This window comes from Pseudomonas multiresinivorans, assembly GCF_012971725.1.
GTDB classification, from domain to species: Bacteria; Pseudomonadota; Gammaproteobacteria; order Pseudomonadales; family Pseudomonadaceae; genus Pseudomonas; species Pseudomonas multiresinivorans.
Genome location: NZ_CP048833.1, coordinates 4432471 through 4452095 on the forward strand (window position 1 = coordinate 4432471; position 19625 = coordinate 4452095).

At 63.7% G+C, this 19625-nt stretch carries 20 protein-coding genes; 3 read left to right on the forward strand and 17 right to left on the reverse strand.

Features of this window, described 5'->3' with window-relative positions; translation table 11 throughout:
- Window positions 1-25 precede the first annotated feature (25 nt).
- Window positions 26-664 (reverse strand): TetR/AcrR family transcriptional regulator, encoded by a 639-nt coding sequence (locus tag G4G71_RS20080; protein WP_045211585.1) that lies wholly within the window; start codon window positions 662-664, stop codon window positions 26-28.
- An 84-nt stretch (window positions 665-748) separates the two neighbouring features.
- Between G4G71_RS20080 and G4G71_RS20085 the strand changes: the two genes are divergently transcribed.
- Window positions 749-1882, forward strand: coding sequence for an aminotransferase class V-fold PLP-dependent enzyme (locus G4G71_RS20085; protein WP_169939708.1), 1134 nt, complete (start codon window positions 749-751; stop codon window positions 1880-1882).
- A gap of 264 nt (window positions 1883-2146) precedes the next feature.
- Here G4G71_RS20085 and G4G71_RS20090 read toward each other — a convergent pair whose 3' ends face one another.
- From G4G71_RS20090 to G4G71_RS20150, 13 genes are all read right to left on the reverse strand, one after another.
- Window positions 2147-2923 (reverse strand): TatD family hydrolase, encoded by a 777-nt coding sequence (locus tag G4G71_RS20090; RefSeq protein WP_169939709.1) that lies wholly within the window; start codon window positions 2921-2923, stop codon window positions 2147-2149.
- An 88-nt stretch (window positions 2924-3011) separates the two neighbouring features.
- The gene (locus G4G71_RS20095) at window positions 3012-3368 is read right to left on the reverse strand and encodes a PilZ domain-containing protein (RefSeq protein WP_024764484.1); all 357 of its coding nucleotides are present in this window, start codon (window positions 3366-3368) and stop codon (window positions 3012-3014) included.
- A gap of 36 nt (window positions 3369-3404) precedes the next feature.
- Entirely contained in the window at window positions 3405-4391 is a 987-nt protein-coding gene (locus G4G71_RS20100; protein ID WP_169939710.1) for a DNA polymerase III subunit delta', read from the reverse strand.
- The gene (gene tmk, locus G4G71_RS20105; protein WP_169939711.1) at window positions 4384-5016 is read right to left on the reverse strand and encodes a dTMP kinase; all 633 of its coding nucleotides are present in this window, start codon (window positions 5014-5016) and stop codon (window positions 4384-4386) included. Before tmk ends, G4G71_RS20100 begins: the two co-directional genes overlap by 8 nt.
- Window positions 5017-5041: 25 nt before the next feature.
- Window positions 5042-6136, reverse strand: coding sequence for an endolytic transglycosylase MltG (gene mltG / locus G4G71_RS20110; RefSeq protein WP_169942733.1), 1095 nt, complete (start codon window positions 6134-6136; stop codon window positions 5042-5044).
- A 6-nt stretch (window positions 6137-6142) separates the two neighbouring features.
- Complete coding sequence (gene pabC / locus G4G71_RS20115) at window positions 6143-6958, reverse strand: aminodeoxychorismate lyase (RefSeq protein ID WP_169939712.1); 816 nt, start codon at window positions 6956-6958, stop codon at window positions 6143-6145.
- Window positions 6958-8202, reverse strand: coding sequence for a beta-ketoacyl-ACP synthase II (gene fabF, locus G4G71_RS20120; RefSeq protein WP_169939713.1), 1245 nt, complete (start codon window positions 8200-8202; stop codon window positions 6958-6960). Before fabF ends, pabC begins: the two co-directional genes overlap by 1 nt.
- 118 nt (window positions 8203-8320) lie before the next feature.
- Window positions 8321-8557, reverse strand: coding sequence for an acyl carrier protein (acpP, locus tag G4G71_RS20125; RefSeq protein ID WP_015477931.1), 237 nt, complete (start codon window positions 8555-8557; stop codon window positions 8321-8323).
- Between the two features lie 191 nt (window positions 8558-8748).
- Window positions 8749-9492: a 3-oxoacyl-ACP reductase FabG gene (fabG, locus tag G4G71_RS20130; RefSeq protein WP_037014455.1), complete on the reverse strand. Its 744-nt coding sequence runs from the start codon at window positions 9490-9492 to the stop codon at window positions 8749-8751.
- Window positions 9493-9506: 14 nt separating this feature from the next.
- Window positions 9507-10445: an ACP S-malonyltransferase gene (gene fabD, locus G4G71_RS20135; RefSeq protein WP_169939714.1), complete on the reverse strand. Its 939-nt coding sequence runs from the start codon at window positions 10443-10445 to the stop codon at window positions 9507-9509.
- A 104-nt stretch (window positions 10446-10549) separates the two neighbouring features.
- Complete coding sequence (plsX, locus tag G4G71_RS20140; protein WP_169939715.1) at window positions 10550-11557, reverse strand: phosphate acyltransferase PlsX; 1008 nt, start codon at window positions 11555-11557, stop codon at window positions 10550-10552.
- Between the two features lie 3 nt (window positions 11558-11560).
- Complete coding sequence (gene rpmF, locus G4G71_RS20145) at window positions 11561-11743, reverse strand: 50S ribosomal protein L32 (RefSeq protein ID WP_009621425.1); 183 nt, start codon at window positions 11741-11743, stop codon at window positions 11561-11563.
- A 13-nt stretch (window positions 11744-11756) separates the two neighbouring features.
- Entirely contained in the window at window positions 11757-12287 is a 531-nt protein-coding gene (locus G4G71_RS20150; RefSeq protein ID WP_169939716.1) for a YceD family protein, read from the reverse strand.
- A gap of 112 nt (window positions 12288-12399) precedes the next feature.
- Between G4G71_RS20150 and G4G71_RS20155 the strand changes: the two genes are divergently transcribed.
- Window positions 12400-12978 (forward strand): Maf family protein, encoded by a 579-nt coding sequence (locus tag G4G71_RS20155; RefSeq protein WP_169939717.1) that lies wholly within the window; start codon window positions 12400-12402, stop codon window positions 12976-12978.
- An 84-nt stretch (window positions 12979-13062) separates the two neighbouring features.
- Here G4G71_RS20155 and G4G71_RS20160 read toward each other — a convergent pair whose 3' ends face one another.
- Genes G4G71_RS20160 through rluC form a run of 3 tightly spaced genes read right to left on the reverse strand, consistent with a single transcriptional unit; the run spans window position 13063 to window position 15693 of the window.
- Window positions 13063-14058, reverse strand: coding sequence for a S49 family peptidase (locus tag G4G71_RS20160; RefSeq protein WP_169939718.1), 996 nt, complete (start codon window positions 14056-14058; stop codon window positions 13063-13065).
- Complete coding sequence (locus tag G4G71_RS20165) at window positions 14058-14744, reverse strand: HAD-IIIA family hydrolase (protein WP_169939719.1); 687 nt, start codon at window positions 14742-14744, stop codon at window positions 14058-14060. Before G4G71_RS20165 ends, G4G71_RS20160 begins: the two co-directional genes overlap by 1 nt.
- On the reverse strand, window positions 14737-15693 hold the full coding sequence (rluC, locus tag G4G71_RS20170; RefSeq protein ID WP_169939720.1) for a 23S rRNA pseudouridine(955/2504/2580) synthase RluC: 957 nt from the start codon (window positions 15691-15693) through the stop codon (window positions 14737-14739). Before rluC ends, G4G71_RS20165 begins: the two co-directional genes overlap by 8 nt.
- A gap of 590 nt (window positions 15694-16283) precedes the next feature.
- On the opposite strand from rluC, the gene rne reads away from it, so the two are divergent.
- A complete protein-coding gene (rne, locus tag G4G71_RS20175) occupies window positions 16284-19472 on the forward strand; it encodes a ribonuclease E (RefSeq protein ID WP_169939721.1) in 3189 nt (1062 codons plus the stop codon).
- The last annotated feature ends 153 nt before the right edge of the window (window positions 19473-19625 follow it).

Consider the following 19625-nt stretch of genomic DNA (forward strand, 5'->3'; position numbering starts at 1 on the left):
GACGATGAATCGCGCGAATGGCGACTCAGGCGGCCGGCGTATCGCCGTCGCGCTTGCGCTTGTTGCCCATGCGCACGCCGATGTCCATGAGGAACTGGAAGAAGCCTTCCTGATCCTCCAGTACTTCGCGCCAGAACGGCGAGTGGTACAGCGCCACAGCGCCATGCACCAGCGCCCAGGCCGCGCAGTAGTGGAAATAGGCCGGCACGTCTTCCAGCTTGCCCGCCGCGATGCGTTCCTTGATCAGCTGACTCAGGCGCTCAAAGTTGGATTCGCGGATCTTGTGCAGCTCCTCGACCATCTCCGGGACCTGGCTGGTCTTCACCACCTTTTCTTCCAGGCGGTCGAACAGGCGATAGCGCTGCGGGTCGCGCATGCGGAACTCGAAGTAGGCGCGCGACAGGCGCTCCTTGTCGCGGGCGACGTCTTCGGAGTGGAACAGGTCGGCCAGATCGCGCTCGTAGTCCAGCATCAGGCGCAGGTAGATCTCCGCCTTGGACTTGAAGTGCTTGTAGATGGTGCCTTTGCCGATACCCACGGCATCGGCGATCATTTCGACCGTGACACTGTCTTCGCCCTGTTCGAGGAACAGCTTGAGGGCGGTGTCGAGGATTTCCTGTTCGCGACGACGGAATTCGCGAACCTTGCGCGGCTCTTTCTGCATAAAAAGACTGTTCGGTCAAAAATAGTCAAAATTCGAAGCCGCGTATTATGCCTATTCAGCGCCAAATTGCACGGATCATCCGACATGATTAGCTTTTCTTCCGAGTTTCCCCAACAACCCGGCCTGCGCTACCTGAACCACGCCGCAGTCGCGCCCTGGCCCAAGCGCGCCGCAGACGCCGTCGCGGCGTTTGCCCAGGAGAACATCCTGCTGGGTGCCCGCGACTATCCGCGCTGGCTGACCATCGAGAAGCGCCTGCGCGAGCGCCTGATGCGCCTGGTGAATGCGCGGACCACCGGTGATATCGCCCTGGTGAAGAACACTTCCGAGGCGTTGTCCTTCGTCGCCTTCGGCCTGGACTGGCGCGCTGGCGACCAGGTGGTGATCAGCGATCAGGAATTCCCCTCCAACCGGGTCGTCTGGGAAGCACTCAAACCGCGCGGGGTGGAAGTCATCCAGGTGAGCCTGGACGGCGATGATCCCGAAGGCGACCTGCTGGCCGCCTGCACACCGCGCACGCGCCTGCTGTCGATCAGCGCTGTGCAGTACGCCAGCGGCCTGCGCATGGACCTGGAGCGCCTCGGGGCCGGCTGCCGCCAGCGCGGCGTGCTGTATTGCATCGACGCCATCCAGCAACTGGGCGCCCTGCCCTTCGACGTGCAGGCCTACGACTGCGCCTTCGCCATGGCCGATGGGCACAAATGGATGCTCGGCCCGGAGGGCCTGGGCGTGTTCTATTGCCGCGCTGCCGAACGCGAGCAACTGGCGCTGCAGGAATACGGCTGGCACATGCTGGAAAACGCCGGCAACTACGACCTGGCCGACTGGCAGCCGGCGCGCAGTGCTCGCCGCTTCGAGTGCGGCAGCCCGAACATGCTCGGCGCCGTGGCACTGGACGCCAGCCTTGGCCTGCTGGAAGAGGTCGGCATGGCGGCGGTGGGTGAACTGGTGCAGGCGCGCGTCCAGCAACTGCACGACGGCCTGGGCCGCCTCTCCGGTGCCTCGCTGCACAGCCCGGCAGAGCCGACTCGCCGCGCTGGCATCCTGACTTTCAGCCTGGCCGGTTGGGACAATACCGGTCTGCTGGAGCGTTTGCGCGCGGAGCAGGTGGTGTGCATCCAGCGCGGCGCCGGCATCCGCTTCTCGCCGCACTTCTACACCAGCGAAGCGGTCATCGAGGAGACCCTGGCGCTGATCGGGGCTTTGGCGGGGCAGTAACGCAGGCGCGGCCGAGAAAGCTGCTCAGCCCGGTGTGATGTATTCCAAATCCGTTTAAAAAACACCGGCACCCCTGTGGCAAGCGCGGCATCTTGACCAATACTTGTAGATACCGGCGCGCGGCATCTCCCCCCAAGTGCTCCGCCGGTGAAGGTACCGAGGATCGCGTACCTTATTGTTAAACTCCTAATGGTCTTGACCCGGATTCATCCCCCAGAACCCGGGTTTTTTTTGCGCGCGGGAAAGCTGTCCGCGCACAGACCATCAGCAGGCGAGCGGGAACAGCCGGCGGAAATTGGCCGTGGTCTGCTCGGCCAGCATTTCGAAACTTACCCCACGCAAGACGGCCAGGTACTCGGCCACCTCGCGCACATATTCGGGGAGGTTCGGCTTGCCGCGATGGGGCACCGGCGCGAGATAGGGTGAATCGGTTTCCACTAGCAGGCGATCCACGGGCACCTGGCGCGCCACTTCGCGCAGTTGCTCGGCATTGCGGAAGGTGACGATGCCCGACAGCGAGATGTAGAAGCCGATATCCAGCGCCGCCTTGGCCATCTCCCAGTCTTCGGTGAAGCAGTGCAGCACACCGGCCTGCGGCAGCGCCGCCTCGCGCAGCAACGCCAGGGTATCGGCGCGCGCCTCGCGGGTATGCACGATGACCGGTTTGCCGGTCACCTTGGCGGCCTCAAGGTGCAGGCGGAAGGCTTCCTGCTGCAGTTCGGCGGCCTCCGGCTCGTAGTGATAGTCCAGGCCGGTCTCGCCGATGGCTACCACGCGCGGATGGTTCAACTCGCCCAGCAGCCAGTCCAGCGCCGGTGCGGCGCCCGGCTCCAGGTCAAGCGGGTGGACGCCCACCGAGCAATGCACGTCGGCGTAGCGATCCGCCAGATCCTTCACCGCCCTGGCATTGTCCGCGCTCACACCGATGCACAGGAACTGGCTGACACCGCGCGCACGGGCAGCGTCCAGCGCGGCATCCAGCGATCCGTCGTGGGCGGCGAGATCGAGACGATCGAGGTGGCAGTGGGAATCGACCAGCATGAAAACCTTCTCCGAAAAATGACGAAGCGCCCCTCGGGGCGCTTCGTGTTTGCAGCCTGTACAAGCTGCCATTCTCGCATGGTATGAGCTACATGGTATGGGTCGGGCGATCCGACTTCAGCGCGCCAGCGAGATAGGTTTCGATCTTGTTGCGCGCGGTGTTGTCGCCGTCGTTGAACTGCACGCCAATGCCGGCAGCACGGTTACCCTGCGCGCCACGAGGGGTAATCCAGACCACCTTGCCGGCGACCGGGATCTTCTCCGGCTCGTCCATCAGGTTGAGCAGCATGAAGACCTCATCACCCAGCTTGTAGGTCTTGTTGGTCGGAATGAACAGCCCACCGTTGCGGATGAACGGCATGTAGGCGGCATACAGCACGGATTTGTCCTTGATGGTCAGGGACAGGATTCCGTTACGCGGACCCAGATTTGGTGGCAAGCTCATTCAGCTGTCCTGGCAGATTTTTCCGATGGCCGGATTCTAGCCCGGCCCGGGCAGACTTGCCCACTGTACGAGCAAGGCTTCGAGAAGCAAGGCACGGTTGAGGTTGGCTTTATTGAGGACTTTCTGCCGTTGCAGCAGCAACCAGTCCTGCATTGCCAGCACCTTGGGTTGTGTCGACTTCTCGGCGAGATACTGCACGACCTTGCGCATGTCGGTCAGGCCCAGGCCCTCTTCGTCCCGAGCCAGCTGGTAACGCAGGATCAGCAGCGACCAGTCGCAGAACCAGTCGAACAATAGTGGCAAAGGTACAGCATTCCAGCTTTCGGCCAGCTGACCTGGGGCAACCTGCTGCTTGAGCAGCTTCTTCACCCCTTCGACCACTTGTGCGCGCTGCTCGCGCACGCCTTGGCCCTGCAGTCGCAGCGCGGTCAGCGGTGAACCGCCAGCGAGCACCAGCAACTCGTCCAACGCCTCCACCGGCTCGGCCGGGAGGGCGCCCTCCAGCCAGGCACGGGCCTGCTCGGCAGAAGGCTGCGGGCAGGCCTGCTGTACACAGCGGCTCTTGATGGTCGGCAACAGCCGGCTGGGCTGGTGGCTGATAAGCAGCAGCACGGTATCGCCGGAAGGCTCTTCCAGGCTTTTCAGCAGGGCGTTGGCGGCATTCAGGTTCATTGCCTCGGCCGGCTCCAGCAGCACCACCTTGCGCCCGCCCAACTGCGCGGTCTGCACCACGAAGCCCACCAGTTCGCGAACCTGATCGACCCGAATGGGCTTCTCCGGCTCCTCCGGTTCCAGCAGGAAGAAATCCGGGTGCGTGCCGGCGGCAAGCAACTGGCAGGCCTTGCACTGGCCGCACGCCTTGCCGGCCGCGGGCCGCTGGCACAGCAGGAAGTGCACCAGATTCTCCGCCAGCACACGCTTGCCGATACCGGCCGGCCCGTGCAGCAGATAGGCATGGGCATGGCGCGGGCGGCTGCTGAGCTGCTGCCAGAGGCCCTGCTGCCAGGGATAGATGTCAGCCATTGAGGCGCTCCAGCAGGATCGGCAGCAGGCCATCCAGGTCGCGCTGCACCTCGGGCAGCGTCTGCGCCGCATCGAGGATGTGATAGCGCGCAGGCTCGGCGCGGGCGCGATCCAGATAGGTATTGCGCACTGCCTCGAAGAAGGCGCGCCCCTCCTGCTCGAAGCGGTCCAGGCGGCCACGGGCAGCCGCGCGGGACAGGCCGATTTCCACCGGCAGGTCGAACACCAGGGTCAGGTCCGGGCGCAGGCTGCCCTGGACGAAGCTTTCCAACTGGGCGATGCGCTCCACCGGCAGACCACGACCGCCGCCCTGATAGGCATAGGTGGCGTCCGTGAAGCGATCGCAGAGCACTACAGCGCCACGCTCCAGGGCCGGACGGATGACCTCGGCGATGTGCTGGGCGCGGGCGGCAAAGACCAGCAGCAGCTCGGTATCCACTGCCATCATTTCATCGCTCGGGTCCAGCAGCAGCTCGCGGATGCGCTCGGCCAGCGGCGTACCGCCGGGCTCGCGGGTCAGCTGGACCTCGATGCCGCATTCGCGCAGGCGCTCGGCCAGGTACTCGCGATTGGTGCTCTTGCCCGCGCCTTCGGGGCCTTCCAGGGTGATGAACAGGCCGGTCACTCGGCTCACTCCTTGTGTTGTCGGGCTACTGCGCTGCAGGGGTATCTGCGGCGGGAGCGTCTTCGTCCGGCGTCTGCGCCGGCGACGGAACGGGCGCCGGGCTGGAACGGTAGTCGGCGCGGCGCTTGATCTGGAATTCCTGGACGGCCTTGTTGTGATCGTCGAGGTTGTCGGAGAAGGTGTGACTACCATCGCCACGGGCGACGAAGTACAGGCTCTGTCCCGGCACCGGGTTCAGCGCAGCGTGGATCGCCTCGCGTCCGGGCAGCGCGATGGGCGTCGGCGGCAGGCCGGCGACCACATAGGTGTTGTAGGGCGTTGGCGTGCGCAGGTCGGCCCGAGTGATCTTGCCGGCGTAGCGCTCGCCCATGCCGTAGATGACGGTCGGGTCGGTCTGCAACAGCATGTTCTTCTGCAGGCGGCGCACGAAAACGCCGGCGATCTGGCCGCGCTCCTGAGGTACGCCGGTTTCCTTCTCCACCAGCGAGGCCATGATCAGCGCCTGGTACGAGTCCTTGTAGGGCAGGTCCTCGCCGCGCTTGTCCCACTCCTCGGCGAGAATGGTCTCCATGCGCTGGTAGGCGTGCTTGAGGATATCGACGTCCTTGGTGCCACGGACAAAGCGGTAGGTGTCGGGGAAGAAGCGGCCTTCCGGGAACACGCCGGGCTTACCGAGCTTCGCCATGACTTCGGCATCACTCACGCCATTGAGAGTCTGGTCCAGCTTGGGCTGGCGGGTGAGCAATTCGCGGACCTGATGGAAGTTCCAGCCCTCGACCAGGGTCAGGCCGTACTGCACGACGTCGCCCTCACGCCACAGATCGAGCAACTGAGCGGCAGTCATGCCGGGCGTCAGGCGGTATTCACCGCTGTGCAGCGCCTCGCCCGCCAGGTTGAAGCGCCAGTACAGACGTAGCCAGAAGCCGCCGTGCAGGACGTCCTCGTCCTCCAGGCGGGTCAGCAGACGACCGGGGGTGGCGCCGCTGGGAGCATCCAGCAGGCGCTCTTCGGTGAGCTGGAGCGGCTGCTGCAGCGCACGCTGCTGCTCCCAGGCCGCCAGGCCCAGCATGAGCCCGGCCAGCAGCAGGCCGCCTTCCAGCAGCACCAGCAATTTGCGCATCACGTATCAGGAATCCAGAAGTTCGCGGAGTTGGCCCTGCAGTTTACGGGTCAGGGGCCCGACCGGCCAAGTGAACTCGGCCACGCCGAGCACCGGCCAGATACCGTAGAGACTGTTGCAGAGAAAGACCTCGTCGGCGCCCGCCAGTTCGCCGTGCTCGATGTCGCGCACGATGACCGACAGGCCCAGGCTACGGGCGCGCTCGATGATCTCGGCACGCATGACCCCAGCAACGCCGCAGCGGCCCAGCTCGGCGGTGATCAGCTCGCCCCGCTTCACCAGGAACAGGTTGCTGAACACGCCTTCGACGACGCGCCCGGAAACATCGCGCATCAATCCTTCGGCGAAAGCCGGATCGCTCCATTCGGCGCGAGCCAGGACCTGCTCCAGGCGATTGAGGTGCTTGAGACCGGCCAGCAGTGGCTGCTCGGCCAGGCGGGTGGCGCAGGAGAAGAGCCTTACGCCCTCCTCTCGGTTCTTCGCCGGGTAAGCCGGCGCGGGCGAGGCCAGCAACAGTCGGCGCACCTGGGCGTCGGCCTGCGGCCCGTAGCCGCGCGCACCTTCGCCGCGGGTCAGCATCAGCTTGGCGACACCATCACCGAGCAGGGCGGAGAAACGCAGGATTTCATCTTCGACGAGATCGATCGAAACCGGCAGGGACAGGCGCCTGACGCCCTCCTCCAGCCTCGCCCGATGACGCGCCAGCAGGCGCGGGCGGCCTGCGGACACGCGGATGGTCTCGAACAGCCCGTCGCCGTAGGCCAGTCCGCGATCACGCGCGGACAGTACCTCGGCGTTCTGGCCGTCGATCCAGCTCAGCATCAGCCGTGGAACCGGCGGAACACCAGGGAACCGTTGGTGCCACCGAAGCCGAAGGAGTTGGACAGGGCAACGTCGATCGGACGCTCCTTGGCCTGGTGGGCGACCAGGTCGAGGTCGCAGCCTTCGCTCGGGTTGTCCAGGTTGATGGTCGGCGGAGCCACCTGATCACGCAGCGCGAGCACGCAGAAGATCGCCTCGACCGCCCCGGCAGCACCCAGCAGGTGGCCGGTCATGGACTTGGTGGAACTCATCGACAGCTTGTAGGCGTGGTCGCCGAAGATCGATTTCACCGCGGAGATCTCCGCGATATCACCGGCCGGCGTCGAGGTGCCGTGGGCGTTGATGTAGTCGACCTGCTCGGGGTTCAGGCCAGCATCGCGCAGTGCGGCTTTCATGCAGCGCGCAGCGCCCGCGCCATCTTCCGGCGGAGCGGTCATGTGGAAGGCGTCGCCGCTCATGCCGAAACCGACGATTTCCGCGTAGATGCGAGCGCCACGAGCCTTGGCGTGTTCCAGCTCTTCCAGCACCAGGGAGCCTGCGCCGTCGGAGAGCACGAAGCCGTCGCGATCCTGGTCCCACGGACGGCTGGCCTTGGTCGGCTCGTCGTTGCGGGTGGACAGCGCACGGGCGGCACCGAAGCCGCCCAGGCCAAGACCACAAGCGGCCATTTCGGACCCGCCGGCGACCATCACGTCAGCGTCGCCGTAAGCGATGTTGCGCGCGGCCATACCGATATTGTGGGTGCCGGTAGTGCAGGCGGTGGTGATGGCGTAGTTGGGGCCCTGCAGACCGAGGTTGATCGACAGGAACCCGGAAACCATGTTGATGACCGAACCGGGCACGAAGAACGGCGAGATGCGCCGCGGGCCCTGCTCGAACAGCGAGCGACAGGTGTTTTCGATGTTGGTCAGACCGCCGATGCCCGAACCGATGGCAACGCCGATGCGCTCCCGGTTGGCGTCGGTGACTTCCAGGCCGGAATCGCGCACCGCCTGGTAGCTGGCGGCCAGGCCATACTGGATGAACAGGTCGAGTTTGCGAGCTTCCTTGGCGGACATGTATTGCTCGACGTCGAACCCTTTCACCGAGCCGCCAAAACGGGTGGCAAAGGCGGACAGGTCCATGTGTTCGATCGGGGCGATACCGCTGCGCCCGGCGAGAATGCCTTCCCAACTGCTCGGCACATCCACACCCAGGGGCGACAACATACCCATGCCAGTGATGACTACGCGTCTACGCGACACTGTGACTTCCTCTCATGTGTTTCACGGCAATAACGCCGGCAGAAGCCGGCGTTAAAGAAAAGCCGCACGCCTTTGCAGGCCGTGCGGCTTCTTTCGTCGGGGAACCGACGACTACGTCTTATGCCTGGTGGGCAACGATGTAGTCGATGGCTTCCTGAACGGTGGTGATCTTTTCGGCTTGCTCGTCGGGGATTTCGGTCTCGAATTCCTCTTCCAGAGCCATCACCAGCTCAACGGTGTCAAGGGAGTCGGCGCCCAGGTCTTCGACGAAGGAAGCGCTGTTGGTGACTTCTTCTTCCTTAACGCCGAGTTGCTCAGCAACGATCTTCTTGACGCGTTCTTCGATGGTGCTCATACCTTGTTTTCACTCCTATGGACAATCCGTACAGCTGGGCTGCGGGTAAGTGTATAGAAAGGGATTTCTGCATTTCAAGCTGAACGCTGACGCCCCTTCCGGCAATCCAGATGCTCTGTCTATTCCAGCGTCACGACGCTTGGAGAATTTTAGACAGCGCATATGACATCGCCACGAAGGAACTCGTCACATCAGCTCATGTACATTCCGCCATTCACCGGTACCGTGGCACCCGTTACATAAGCTGCGCCCTCGGAAGCGAGGAATGCTACCACTTTGGCGATCTCTTCGGCTTGTCCCAGTCGACCCAGCGGAATCTGACCGAGCAGCGCTTCACGTTGGGCTTCCGGCAACTCGCGGGTCATGTCGGTGTCGATGAAGCCCGGAGCGACCGCGTTGACAGTGATAGCACGGGAACCGACTTCACGCGCCAGAGCACGGGTGAAGCCTTCCAGGCCGGCCTTGGCCGCCGCGTAGTTGGTCTGCCCGGCATTACCCATGGCACCGACGACCGAGCCGATATTGATGATGCGACCCCAGCGCGCCTTGGTCATGCCGCGCAGCACGGCTTTCGACAGACGGTAGAGGCTGTTGAGGTTGGTATTGACCACATCGAACCACTCATCGTCTTTCATCCGCATCAACAGATTATCGCGGGTGATGCCTGCGTTATTGACGACGATAGCCGGTGCGCCGGACTCTTTCTGGATAGCCTCGACCACGGCGGTGACGGACTCGTCATTGGACACATCGAGCACCATGCCGGAGCCCTGGATACCGTTCTCCTTGAGGTACTCGGAAATCTTCTGCGCGCCGGACTCGCTGGTGGCAGTGCCGACCACGGTGGCGCCCATGCGGCCCAGTTCCAGAGCGATGGCCTGGCCGATACCACGGCTCGCGCCGGTAACCAGGGCAACCTTACCTTGCAGACTCATGCCTTATCTCCTGTTCAAGCCAGAGCCGCGCGGGCCGCGCCAAAGGCGTCCGCGGAATCCAGGTTGTGGGTGGTCACGCCCTTGGCGCAACGCTTGTTCAAACCAGCCAGCACCTTGCCCGGACCGCACTCGACAAGGTCAGTGACGCCCTTCTCGGCCAGCAACTGGACGCTCTCGACCCAGCGTACCGGGCTGTACAACTGCGCCAGCAGGTCGCGCTTGAGCGAAGCCAGGTCAGCTGGAACCTGGGCGGTGACGTTCTGCACCAGGGCAATCTGCGGCATCTGCCACTGAACGGCCTCGACAGCCTCGGCGAAACGCTCGGCGGCCGGACGCATCAGCTCGCAGTGCGACGGCACGCTGACCGGCAGCGCCACGGCGCGCTTGGCACCACGAGCCTTGCAAGCTTCGATGGCACGCTCGACGGCCTTGGCCGCACCGGCGATCACCACCTGACCCGGCGCGTTGAAATTCACGGCACTGACCACTTCGCCCTGAGCAGCTTCGGCGCAGGCAGCGAGCACATCAGCGTCTTCCAGGCCGAGAATGGCAGCCATGCCGCCGGTACCGGCGGGAACAGCTTCCTGCATCAATTGGCCACGGCGCTCGACCAGCTTCACTGCGTCGGCGAAGGCCAGGCTGCCAGCAGCGACCAGAGCGGAATATTCGCCCAGGCTATGGCCGGCAACATAAGCCGGCTGCACGCCGCCTTCGGCCAGCCACAGACGCCAGAGGGCGATGGAGGCCGTAAGGATCGCGGGCTGGGTCTTGTCGGTCTGGTTCAGGCGCTCTTCAGGGCCCTCCTGGACCAGGGCCCAGAGGTCATAACCCAGCGCAGCGGAGGCTTCGGCGAAGGTTTCGCGCACGATGGCGTGCTGGGCGCCCAGTTCGGCAAGCATGCCGAGCGACTGCGAACCTTGACCGGGGAATACGAAGGCGAGGGATGCGGACATTGCAACAGGTCCCTTTTGTCTATGTCGTCAAATGGATAGCGCCGGCGAGAGCCTGGCGCATTGAACTGACAGTTGGATGACGGCCTGACGACCGCGGTCACACATTAGAGCAGATGTTCCAATCGGCCATGCAGCCGCTGGGGCAGATTCTCGCGAACTTCCAGCAGCGCGCGACGCAAGGCGCTCTGGATGCCCTCTTCTTTCGCACTGCCGTGACTCTTCACCACGATACCCTGCAAACCCAGGAAACTCGCACCATTGTGCTGGGACGGCGTCAGGTCGCCCCGCAGGCGGCGCAGGAAAGGCATCGCCATCAAACCGACCGCCTTGGCCGGCAGACTGGAGTTGAACAGCTCTTCCAGGCGGGCCGCGACCATCGCCGCCAGGCCTTCGCTGGACTTGAGCAGGATATTGCCGACGAAGCCGTCGCAGACCACCACATCAGCCAACCCGCGATACAGGCCATCGCCTTCGATGTAGCCGATGTAGTTCACGCCGCGCGCCTGCTGCAGAAGGCTGGCCGCCAGCTTCACCTGCTGGTTGCCCTTGATGTCTTCGGTGCCGACATTCAGCAGCGCGACCCTGGGGTTGCTCTTGCCCAACGCTTCCGCCGCCACGGCGCCCATGACGGCGAACTGGTAGAGGTGCTCGGCGCTGCAGTCGACGTTGGCGCCCAAATCGAGCAGATGGCAGTGACCGGTCTGCGTCGGCACTGCAGTCACCATCGCCGGGCGGTCGATGCCGGGCAAGGTCTTGAGCAGATAGCGGGACAGCGCCATCAGCGCACCGGTATTGCCGGCACTGACGCAGGCATGGGCCTTGCCATCCCGAACCAGTTCAAGGGCAACACGCATGGAGGAGTCGGGCTTGCCACGCAACGCCTGTGACGGACGCTCGTCCATCGTGACGATTTCGCTGGCGTGATGGATGTGAAGACGCTGGCGCTCGGCCGAGGGCAGGCCGCGCAGATGTTCTTCTATCAGATGAGCTTGGCCGACAAGGACCAGCTGGAGGGAAGCATACTCGGCCAGAAAGGAAATGCAGGCCGGAACAATGCAGTGGGGACCGTAGTCCCCACCCATTGCATCAATCGCGATGATTGGTGCGGACAAAGATTACTCGTCAGAGCCTTTGTCTACGACCTTGCGGCCGCGATAGAAACCGTCCGGGGAGACGTGGTGGCGCAGGTGGACTTCACCGGTGCTCTTTTCCACGGACAGAGCGTTCGCGTCCAGGGCATCGTGCGAACGACGCATGTCACGAGCGGAACGGGATTTTTTGTTCTGCTGAACAGCCATGATTGATTAACTCCTAAACGTTTGGGTCACGCTTCAACTGCGCCAGTACGCTGAACGGATTTGGCCGTTCTTCGACGTTCTCGCTCGGTTCGGGCGCTGTAGCGTATCCCACCGGCTGCTGGCAATCCTCAGGGTCATGGACCGGCACGATGGGCAAGGCGAGCAGCAACTCGTCCTCGGCCAGCGAGGTCAGGTCGATGGGGTCATCCCCCACCTCCAATGCATCGTAGCCACTGGGCAGATCATCGATCGACTTGCCTTCCGGAATGATGACGTAATCATACGCACCACCCACATGGAAGTTGGCCGGTTCGAGACAGCGCTGGCATACCATGCTCACCTCGCCATTGAGCTCGACGTGCATGACCGCCAGTTTCTGCTGATCACGGAAGAAGGAAAACTTCGCATGAACATCGCCATCACTGCTGGTCAGTTGCTCGCTGAGACGTGCCATCTTGGCAATCGGCAGCACACCCTCGAGGGTGGCGGCGCGCTCTACCAATTTGCGCGGATCAACGTGAGGTGGTATCGGTCCATTCAACATAAGCGCGCCATTATAGGGATGCACCCGAAGCTGTCAAAGGAAATTAGCCATAAACCGCTGTATGGACAGACCTTTTCGCTAGAATCGCGGCGACGCACCGAAGGAGTTATCCATGCTACCCCTTATCCTGGCTTCCAGCTCGCCCTATCGCCGCGAACTGCTGCAGCGCCTGCGCCTGCCGTTCGAATGCGCCAGCCCCGACATCGACGAAACACCGCTGCCAGGCGAAAGCGCCGAGCAACTGGTGCGCCGACTGGCGGAAAGCAAGGCGCGCACTCTCGCCCAGCGATACCCCAACCACCTGATCATCGGCTCGGACCAGGCCGCCGTAAATGGCAGCAGGATACTCGGCAAGCCCCACACCATCGAACGCGCCACCGAACAACTGAAAGACGCCAGCGGCAAGAGCGTGAGCTTCCTCACCGGCCTCTGCCTGCTGAACAGCCAGAGCGGCGAGGCGCAAGTCGACTGCGTGCCATTCACCGTGCACTTCCGCGACCTCGACGAAGCACGCATCCGCCGCTACCTCGAGGCCGAGCAACCTTTCGACTGCGCCGGCAGCTTCAAGGCCGAAGGCCTGGGCGTCAGCCTGTTCCGCACCACCGAAGGCGAGGACGCCACCAGCCTGATCGGCCTGCCGCTGATCCGCCTGGTGGACATGCTGCTCGCCGAACAGGTACCCGTGCCCTGAAAAAGAAAGCCTGACCCGCAATGTCTGAAACGAAAAGGCCCGGCAAACGCCAGGCCTTTTCCTTCCTTATATAAGGAAGAACACTCAGCGCAGCGCTGGCCCCTGGAAGCCCATCCACATGGCCATCCGCTCGGCGACACTGGCACCAAGCTTCTTGGTGAAGCGATCGAAGGCGGTTTCCTGGACGGTATAGTCCACGATTTCCTTCTCCTTGATGACTTCGCGCGCCACGTAGCTTGAGCTGCCCAGGCCATCGATCAGCCCCAACTGCAGCGCCTGCTCACCGGACCAGATGAGGCCGGAGAACAGCTCCGGGTGCTCCTTGTCCTTCAGGCGGTCGCCACGACCTTTCTTCACGCTATCAATGAACTGCTTGTGCGTGACGTCCAGCACCTGTTGCCAGAAGGCGGTTTCATCCGCTTTCGGCGGCTGGAACGGATCGAGGAAGGCCTTGTGCTCACCGGAGGTATAGATTCGACGATCCACACCCAGCTTCTCCATGGCGCCAACAAAGCCGAAAGTGGCTGCCGTCACGCCAATGGAACCGACCAGGCTGGCCTTGTCCGCATAGATCTGATCGGCAGCACTGGCAATGTAGTAAGCACCGGACGCCCCCAGATCACTGATGACGGCGTAGACCTTGATATCCGGATGCTCACCACGCAGGCGCTTGATTTCATCGTAGATATAGCCGGACTGTACCGGGCTGCCGCCCGGGCTATTGATGCGCAGGACGATGCCCTTGGTGCCGGCATCCTCGAACGCCGAGCGCAGCGCGCCAACGATGTTGTCGGCACTGGCCGCCTCGTTGTCGGCGATCATGCCTTTCACTTCGATCAGCGCGGTATGGCTGGCGCTGCGCGAGGCGGACTTGGACAGGCCACTGAAGGGACTGAACAATGCCAGCGCGCCAAACAGGTAAACAAAAGTCAGCAACTTGAAAAAGATGCCCCAGCGGCGCGACCGGCGCTGCTCCTGGACACCGGCCAGCACGGCCTTCTCCAGCAGCTTCCAGCTCTTGTCGTCGCTCGCCGTGGTTTGTGCAGCCTTGCTATCGTCCGCCTTCCATTCATCCGACATCAGTTGCCTACCTCGAACACTGGTTTGACCGAACGCCCGGCGAGCCAGGCGCGCAATTCATTGAAATGATTCACTTCCAGCGCCGGAGCATACTCCCGAAGGACCTCCAGCGACTGAGCACCATAGCCCACCGCCACCGAATCCATGCCGGCTCGGCGCGCCATTTCCAGATCGAAGGGCGAATCGCCCACCATCAGCGCGTCACGGGCATCGACCCGGCAATGCTCGAGAATTTCATGCAGCATGCGCGGATCCGGCTTGCTCGCCGACTCGTCGGCGGCGCGGGTGATATCGAAGAAGTCCGTCCACCCCTGCCCCGCCAGCACACGATCCAGCCCACGGCGGTTCTTGCCGGTGGCGACCGCCAACTGGTAGCCCGCGCTCCGAAACTCAGCCATCGCCTCGGCCACACCGGGGAACAACGGCGAAGGCTGCACTTCCAGACTCAAATAGTGATCACCGTAGTCCCGGCGGAAACGATCCAGCGGCTCGCCTTCTTCGACCTCGGGATACAGCGTCTGAATAGCCTCCGGCAGCCCAAGACCGATGATGCCCTTGATCGCCGCCTCGCTACGCACCGGAAGACCGGAACCTACCGCCGCCACCCGCATCGCCTCGACGATACGGCCGATGGAGTCCACCAGCGTGCCATCCCAATCGAAGATCAGCAGGGAATACTCACGCATCCAGACGCTCCACGGTACGCAGCCAGATATCGTCCACCGGCGCCTCCAACTCCAGCACCGAGCCGTCAGGCATCGGCACTCGCAGGAACGCGGAATGCAGGAACAGGCGCTTGCCACCCAGCTCGCGGATCTCGCGGGAGAAATCCTCATCGCCGTACTTGGGGTCGCCGGCAATGGAATGGCCGGCATGCTTGGCATGCACACGGATCTGGTGGGTACGACCGGTAATCGGGCGCGCCTCCACCAACGTGGCAAAGTCACCGAAGCGGCGCAGCACCTTGAACTCGGTCAGCGCCTCCTTGCCTTCCGGGTTCACTTCCACCACGCGCTCGCCGGAGCGCAGGTTGTTCTTCAGCAGCGGCACGGCGATCTGCTTCTTCGCCACCGGCCAGTTGCCGCGCACCAGGGCGTGGTAGCGCTTGTCCACAATGCGCTCGCCGCGCAGGGCGTCGTGCAGGTGACGCAGCATGCTGCGCTTCTTGGCGATCATCAGCAGGCCGGACGTATCGCGATCCAGGCGATGCACCAGCTCCAGGTCCTTGCACTCCGGACGCAGCTGACGGAACGCCTCGATGACCCCGTAATTCAGCCCACTGCCGCCGTGCACGGCGATACCGGTGGGCTTGTTCACCACGATCAGCGCCTTGTCTTCGAAGACAATGGCAGCCTCCAGACGCTCCAGCAGCCCCTGCGCCAGCGGCACCGGCTCGTCGCGCTCGGCCAGGCGCAGCGGCGGGACGCGTATCACATCACCGGCCTGCAGCTTGTACTCAGGCTTGATGCGGCCCTTGTTGACCCGCACCTCACCCTTGCGAAGGATGCGGTAGATCAGGGTCTTGGGCACGCCCTTGAGCTGGGTGCGGAGGAAATTGTCGATTCGTTGGCCGGCATACTCCGGCGCGACTTCAAGCAGCTGGACGCCGGAAGTCGGAGGGGCGGGATTAGTCATCCGAATATAATAACAATTTTTCATTCAATTGAAGCACTTAATCATTGCTGCTATATTCGGGAGGCCGCCAAAAGTGGCCAGGCCTGCGGATGATCGCGTAATCGCCATCCCCAACCGCCTGCAAACACATTGAAAGGACACCAGGCAGTCCCCGGAAGCGTTGCAACGGCCCGAGCGATTCTCGCGCCGACAGCGCCTCGAAACCCAGGCCTTGAGACATGACCACGGCAACCAAGGTCGCCGTGATAAAAGCCAACCCCGCTCCCGGATTCAGCGAGTGGCACCCGGCTCTTAGGGAAATGTGCAGGGCGGAGATGCTCAACTGTCGGATTGCGTTGCGTTCATGCCTTGAACGCATGCCTTGAACGTAGACGCACTTATCGTCCGCATCTGACAGTCAATTCCTCCTCCTGATGAGTGCTTGTTCTTACACAACAAGCAGGAAACGTAGTCGCGGCACAGCAGATCTATCCTGCTGCCGCTGGACACTGGAATGGTCCGCCATTCCTGAGTACGTGCCTTAGCACCGACCGTGAGAGTCGTGTGTGCCGATCGCCGTTTCCGGTGGCCCCGGAAACCATTGGTACTACATGAAAAGAATGCTGATCAACGCGACTCAACCCGAAGAGTTGCGTGTAGCGCTGGTAGACGGCCAACGCCTGTTCGACCTGGACATCGAGTCCGGCGCGCGCGAACAGAAGAAGGCCAACATCTACAAAGGCCGCATTACCCGCATCGAGCCGAGCCTCGAGGCTGCATTCGTCGACTTCGGCGCCGAACGCCACGGCTTCCTCCCCCTCAAAGAAATCTCCCGCGAATACTTCAAGAAGAACCCCGAAGGCCGCATCAACATCAAGGACGTCCTGAGCGAAGGCCAGGAAGTCATCGTCCAGGTCGAGAAAGAAGAACGTGGCAACAAGGGCGCTGCCCTGACCACCTTCATCAGCCTCGCCGGCCGCTACCTGGTGCTCATGCCCAACAACCCGCGCGCTGGCGGCATCTCCCGCCGCATCGAGGGTGAAGAGCGCAACGAACTGCGCGAAGCCCTGAACGGCCTGACCGTTCCCGGCGACATGGGCCTGATCGTCCGCACCGCGGGCCTGGGCCGCAGCTCCGAAGAGCTGCAATGGGACCTGGACTACCTGCTGCAACTGTGGGGCGCCATCAAGGAAGCCTCCGGTGAGCGCAGCGGCCCGTTCCTGATCTATCAGGAAAGCAACGTCATCATCCGCGCCATCCGCGACTACCTGCGCCAGGACATCGGCGAAGTGCTGATCGACAGCATCGAAGCCCAGGAAGAAGCCCTGAACTTCATCCAGCAGGTCATGCCGCAGTATGCGAGCAAGGTGAAGCTGTACCAGGACAGCGTTCCGCTGTTCAATCGCTTCCAGATCGAGAGCCAGATCGAAACCGCCTTCCAGCGCGAAGTGAAGCTGCCGTCGGGTGGCTCCATCGTCATCGATCCGACCGAAGCCCTGGTGTCCATCGACATCAACTCGGCGCGCGCCACCAAAGGCGGCGACATCGAGGAAACCGCCCTGCAGACCAACCTGGAAGCGGCCGAGGAAATCGCCCGCCAGCTGCGTCTGCGTGACATCGGCGGCCTGATCGTCATCGACTTCATCGACATGACCCCGGCGAAGAACCAGCGCGCCGTGGAAGAACGCGTCCGCGAAGCCCTGGAAGCCGACCGTGCCCGCGTCCAGGTCGGCCGCATCTCGCGCTTCGGCCTGCTGGAAATGTCCCGCCAGCGCCTGCGTCCGTCCCTGGGCGAGACCAGCGGCATCGTCTGCCCGCGTTGCAACGGCCAGGGCATCATCCGCGACGTCGAGTCCCTGTCGCTGGCCATCCTGCGCCTGATCGAGGAAGAAGCCCTGAAGGACCGCACCGCCGAAGTTCGTGCGCGCGTGCCGTTCCAGGTTGCCGCCTTCCTGCTCAACGAGAAGCGCAACGCCATCACCAAGATCGAGCTGCGTACCCGTGCGCGCATCTTCATCCTGCCGGACGACCACCTGGAAACTCCGCACTTCGAAGTCCAGCGCCTGCGCGACGACAACCCCGAACTGCTGTCCGGCCACGCCAGCTACGAGATGGCCCCGGAAGAGCACGAGGAAGTCCAGCCGGTCAGCGCCACCCGCACCCTGGTTCGCCAGGAAGCCGCGGTGAAGACCGTTTCCCCGCAGACCCCTGCCCCGCAGCAGACCGCTGCCGAAGCACCAGTTGCCGAAGCGACCAAACCCATGCCTGAGCCGAGCCTGTTCCAGGGCCTGGTGAAGTCGCTGGTGGGACTGTTCGCCGGCAGCAAGCCGGAGCCGACCCCGGTTGTCGCCGAGAAGCCCGCCACCGAGCGTAGCGAAGGCCAGGGCGAACGCCGCAACGGCCGCCAGCAGAACCGTCGCCGTGACGGTCGTGACGGCGGTCGCCGTGATGACGAGCGCAAAGAGCGTGGTCGTCGCGAAGAGCGTGGCGAGCGCGCCGAACGCCCGGCCCGCGAGGAGCGTCAGCCGCGCGAAGAACGTGCAGATCGCCAACCCCGCGAGGAGCGTCAGCCGCGCGAGGAGCGTGCCGAGCGTCAACCGCGCGAGGAACGCCAGCCGCGTGAAGAGCGCGCCGAACGTCAACCGCGCGAAGAGCGTCAGCCGCGCGAAGACCGCGCCGAACGCCAGCCGCGCGAGGAGCGTCAACCCCGCGAGGAGCGTGGTGAGCGCACCGAGCGTCAACCGCGTGAAGAGCGCCAGCCGCGCGAAGAGCGTCAGCCCCGCGGCGAGCGTGGCGAGCGCGCCGAGCGTCAGCCCCGTGAAGAGCGTCAGCCGCGCGAAGACCGTCAGGCTCGCGATGCCGCCGCCCTGGAAGCTGAAGAGCTGCCGAACGAGGAGCTGCTGGATCAACAGGACGACGAAGGCTCGGACGACGAGCGTCCGCGTCGCCGTTCCCGTGGCCAGCGCCGCCGCAGCAACCGCCGCGAGCGCCAGCGTGAAGCCGGAGTGGATGGTGCTGAAGGTGAAGTGAGTGGCGTCGAAGGCACTGCCGAGCAGGCTGCTTCTGACACGCCGTCGCCCGCCGCCATGGTCGCTGCCGCCGCTACCGCCGTCGCCGTAGCCGAAGCTGCTGGCGAGCAGGAGCAACCGGCTGCCGAAGCCCAGGTCGAGACCGTTGCGGTCGAGTCCGGCGTCGTCGAGGCCGTTCGCACCGAGAGCGCTCTGGAGCAGACCATCGAGTTCCTGGCCAAGCCGGCCGATCAGGCAGCCGAGTCGGTCGAAACCACCCACGAAACCATTGAAGTGCTTGCTACCGAGCCGACCATTGCAGAAGAAGCGCCGACCCCGGCAGCTGAAGCTGTGATCGAAGCTGTCGCCCAACCGGTCGAAGAGCCCAAGGCAGAAGCTCCGGCCGCTGCCGAAGAAGCCCCGGCTGCTGCTCCGGCGCCTGTCGAAGAGGCCGTTCCGGCCAACGCTACCGGCCGTGCTTCCAACGACCCGCGCGAGCGCCGTCGTCAGGAGCGCCTGGCCCGCGAAGCCGCCGCTGCTGCAGCTGCTGCCCCGCAGGTCGAGCAGGTTCCGGCTGTCGAAGCGGTGATCGAGGAAGCTGCCGTCGTCGAAGCTGAAGTCGTGGCCGAACCGGCTGCCGACGTCACTGCCGAGACCGTTGTGGCCGAGGCGGTGAATGAAGCCGAAGCGCAATCCGTGGAGCAGGCCGAGCCGGCTGCCGAACAGGTTGAAGGCGACAAGGCCGAGAAGACCGAGGAAGAAGGCACCGTGGTTGAGAAACACCACAGCTGATAGCTTCCGAGCATGAAAAAGGGGATGCCTAGGCATCCCCTTTTTTTGTGCCGGAGGCAGGTTCGCGAGCAAGCTCGCTCCTACAGTGGTGCCTCACACTCATCCTCGAACGAAACTGCTCTTCGTAGGAGCGAGCTTGCTCGCGACCCCCTT

Bases quoted from the DNA above. Each gene is read 5' to 3' on its own strand.
- G4G71_RS20100 (WP_169939710.1), bottom strand. From the start codon at position 4,391: ATGGCTGACATCTATCCCTGGCAGCAGGGCCTCTGGCAGCAGCTCAGC.
- pabC (WP_169939712.1), bottom strand. From the start codon at position 6,958: ATGCTGAGCTGGATCGACGGCCAGAACGCCGAGGTACTGTCCGCGCGT.
- mltG (WP_169942733.1), bottom strand. From the start codon at position 6,136: ATGCGCAAATTGCTGGTGCTGCTGGAAGGCGGCCTGCTGCTGGCCGGG.
- G4G71_RS20165 (WP_169939719.1), bottom strand. From the start codon at position 14,744: ATGCGTGAGTATTCCCTGCTGATCTTCGATTGGGATGGCACGCTGGTG.
- acpP (WP_015477931.1), bottom strand. From the start codon at position 8,557: ATGAGCACCATCGAAGAACGCGTCAAGAAGATCGTTGCTGAGCAACTC.
- rluC (WP_169939720.1), bottom strand. From the start codon at position 15,693: ATGACTAATCCCGCCCCTCCGACTTCCGGCGTCCAGCTGCTTGAAGTC.
- G4G71_RS20150 (WP_169939716.1), bottom strand. From the start codon at position 12,287: ATGTTGAATGGACCGATACCACCTCACGTTGATCCGCGCAAATTGGTA.
- fabD (WP_169939714.1), bottom strand. From the start codon at position 10,445: ATGTCCGCATCCCTCGCCTTCGTATTCCCCGGTCAAGGTTCGCAGTCG.
- G4G71_RS20085 (WP_169939708.1), top strand. From the start codon at position 749: ATGATTAGCTTTTCTTCCGAGTTTCCCCAACAACCCGGCCTGCGCTAC.
- rpmF (WP_009621425.1), bottom strand. From the start codon at position 11,743: ATGGCTGTTCAGCAGAACAAAAAATCCCGTTCCGCTCGTGACATGCGT.
- G4G71_RS20080 (WP_045211585.1), bottom strand. From the start codon at position 664: ATGCAGAAAGAGCCGCGCAAGGTTCGCGAATTCCGTCGTCGCGAACAG.
- G4G71_RS20095 (WP_024764484.1), bottom strand. From the start codon at position 3,368: ATGAGCTTGCCACCAAATCTGGGTCCGCGTAACGGAATCCTGTCCCTG.
- G4G71_RS20160 (WP_169939718.1), bottom strand. From the start codon at position 14,058: ATGTCGGATGAATGGAAGGCGGACGATAGCAAGGCTGCACAAACCACG.
- G4G71_RS20155 (WP_169939717.1), top strand. From the start codon at position 12,400: ATGCTACCCCTTATCCTGGCTTCCAGCTCGCCCTATCGCCGCGAACTG.
- G4G71_RS20090 (WP_169939709.1), bottom strand. From the start codon at position 2,923: ATGCTGGTCGATTCCCACTGCCACCTCGATCGTCTCGATCTCGCCGCC.
- fabG (WP_037014455.1), bottom strand. From the start codon at position 9,492: ATGAGTCTGCAAGGTAAGGTTGCCCTGGTTACCGGCGCGAGCCGTGGT.
- rne (WP_169939721.1), top strand. From the start codon at position 16,284: ATGAAAAGAATGCTGATCAACGCGACTCAACCCGAAGAGTTGCGTGTA.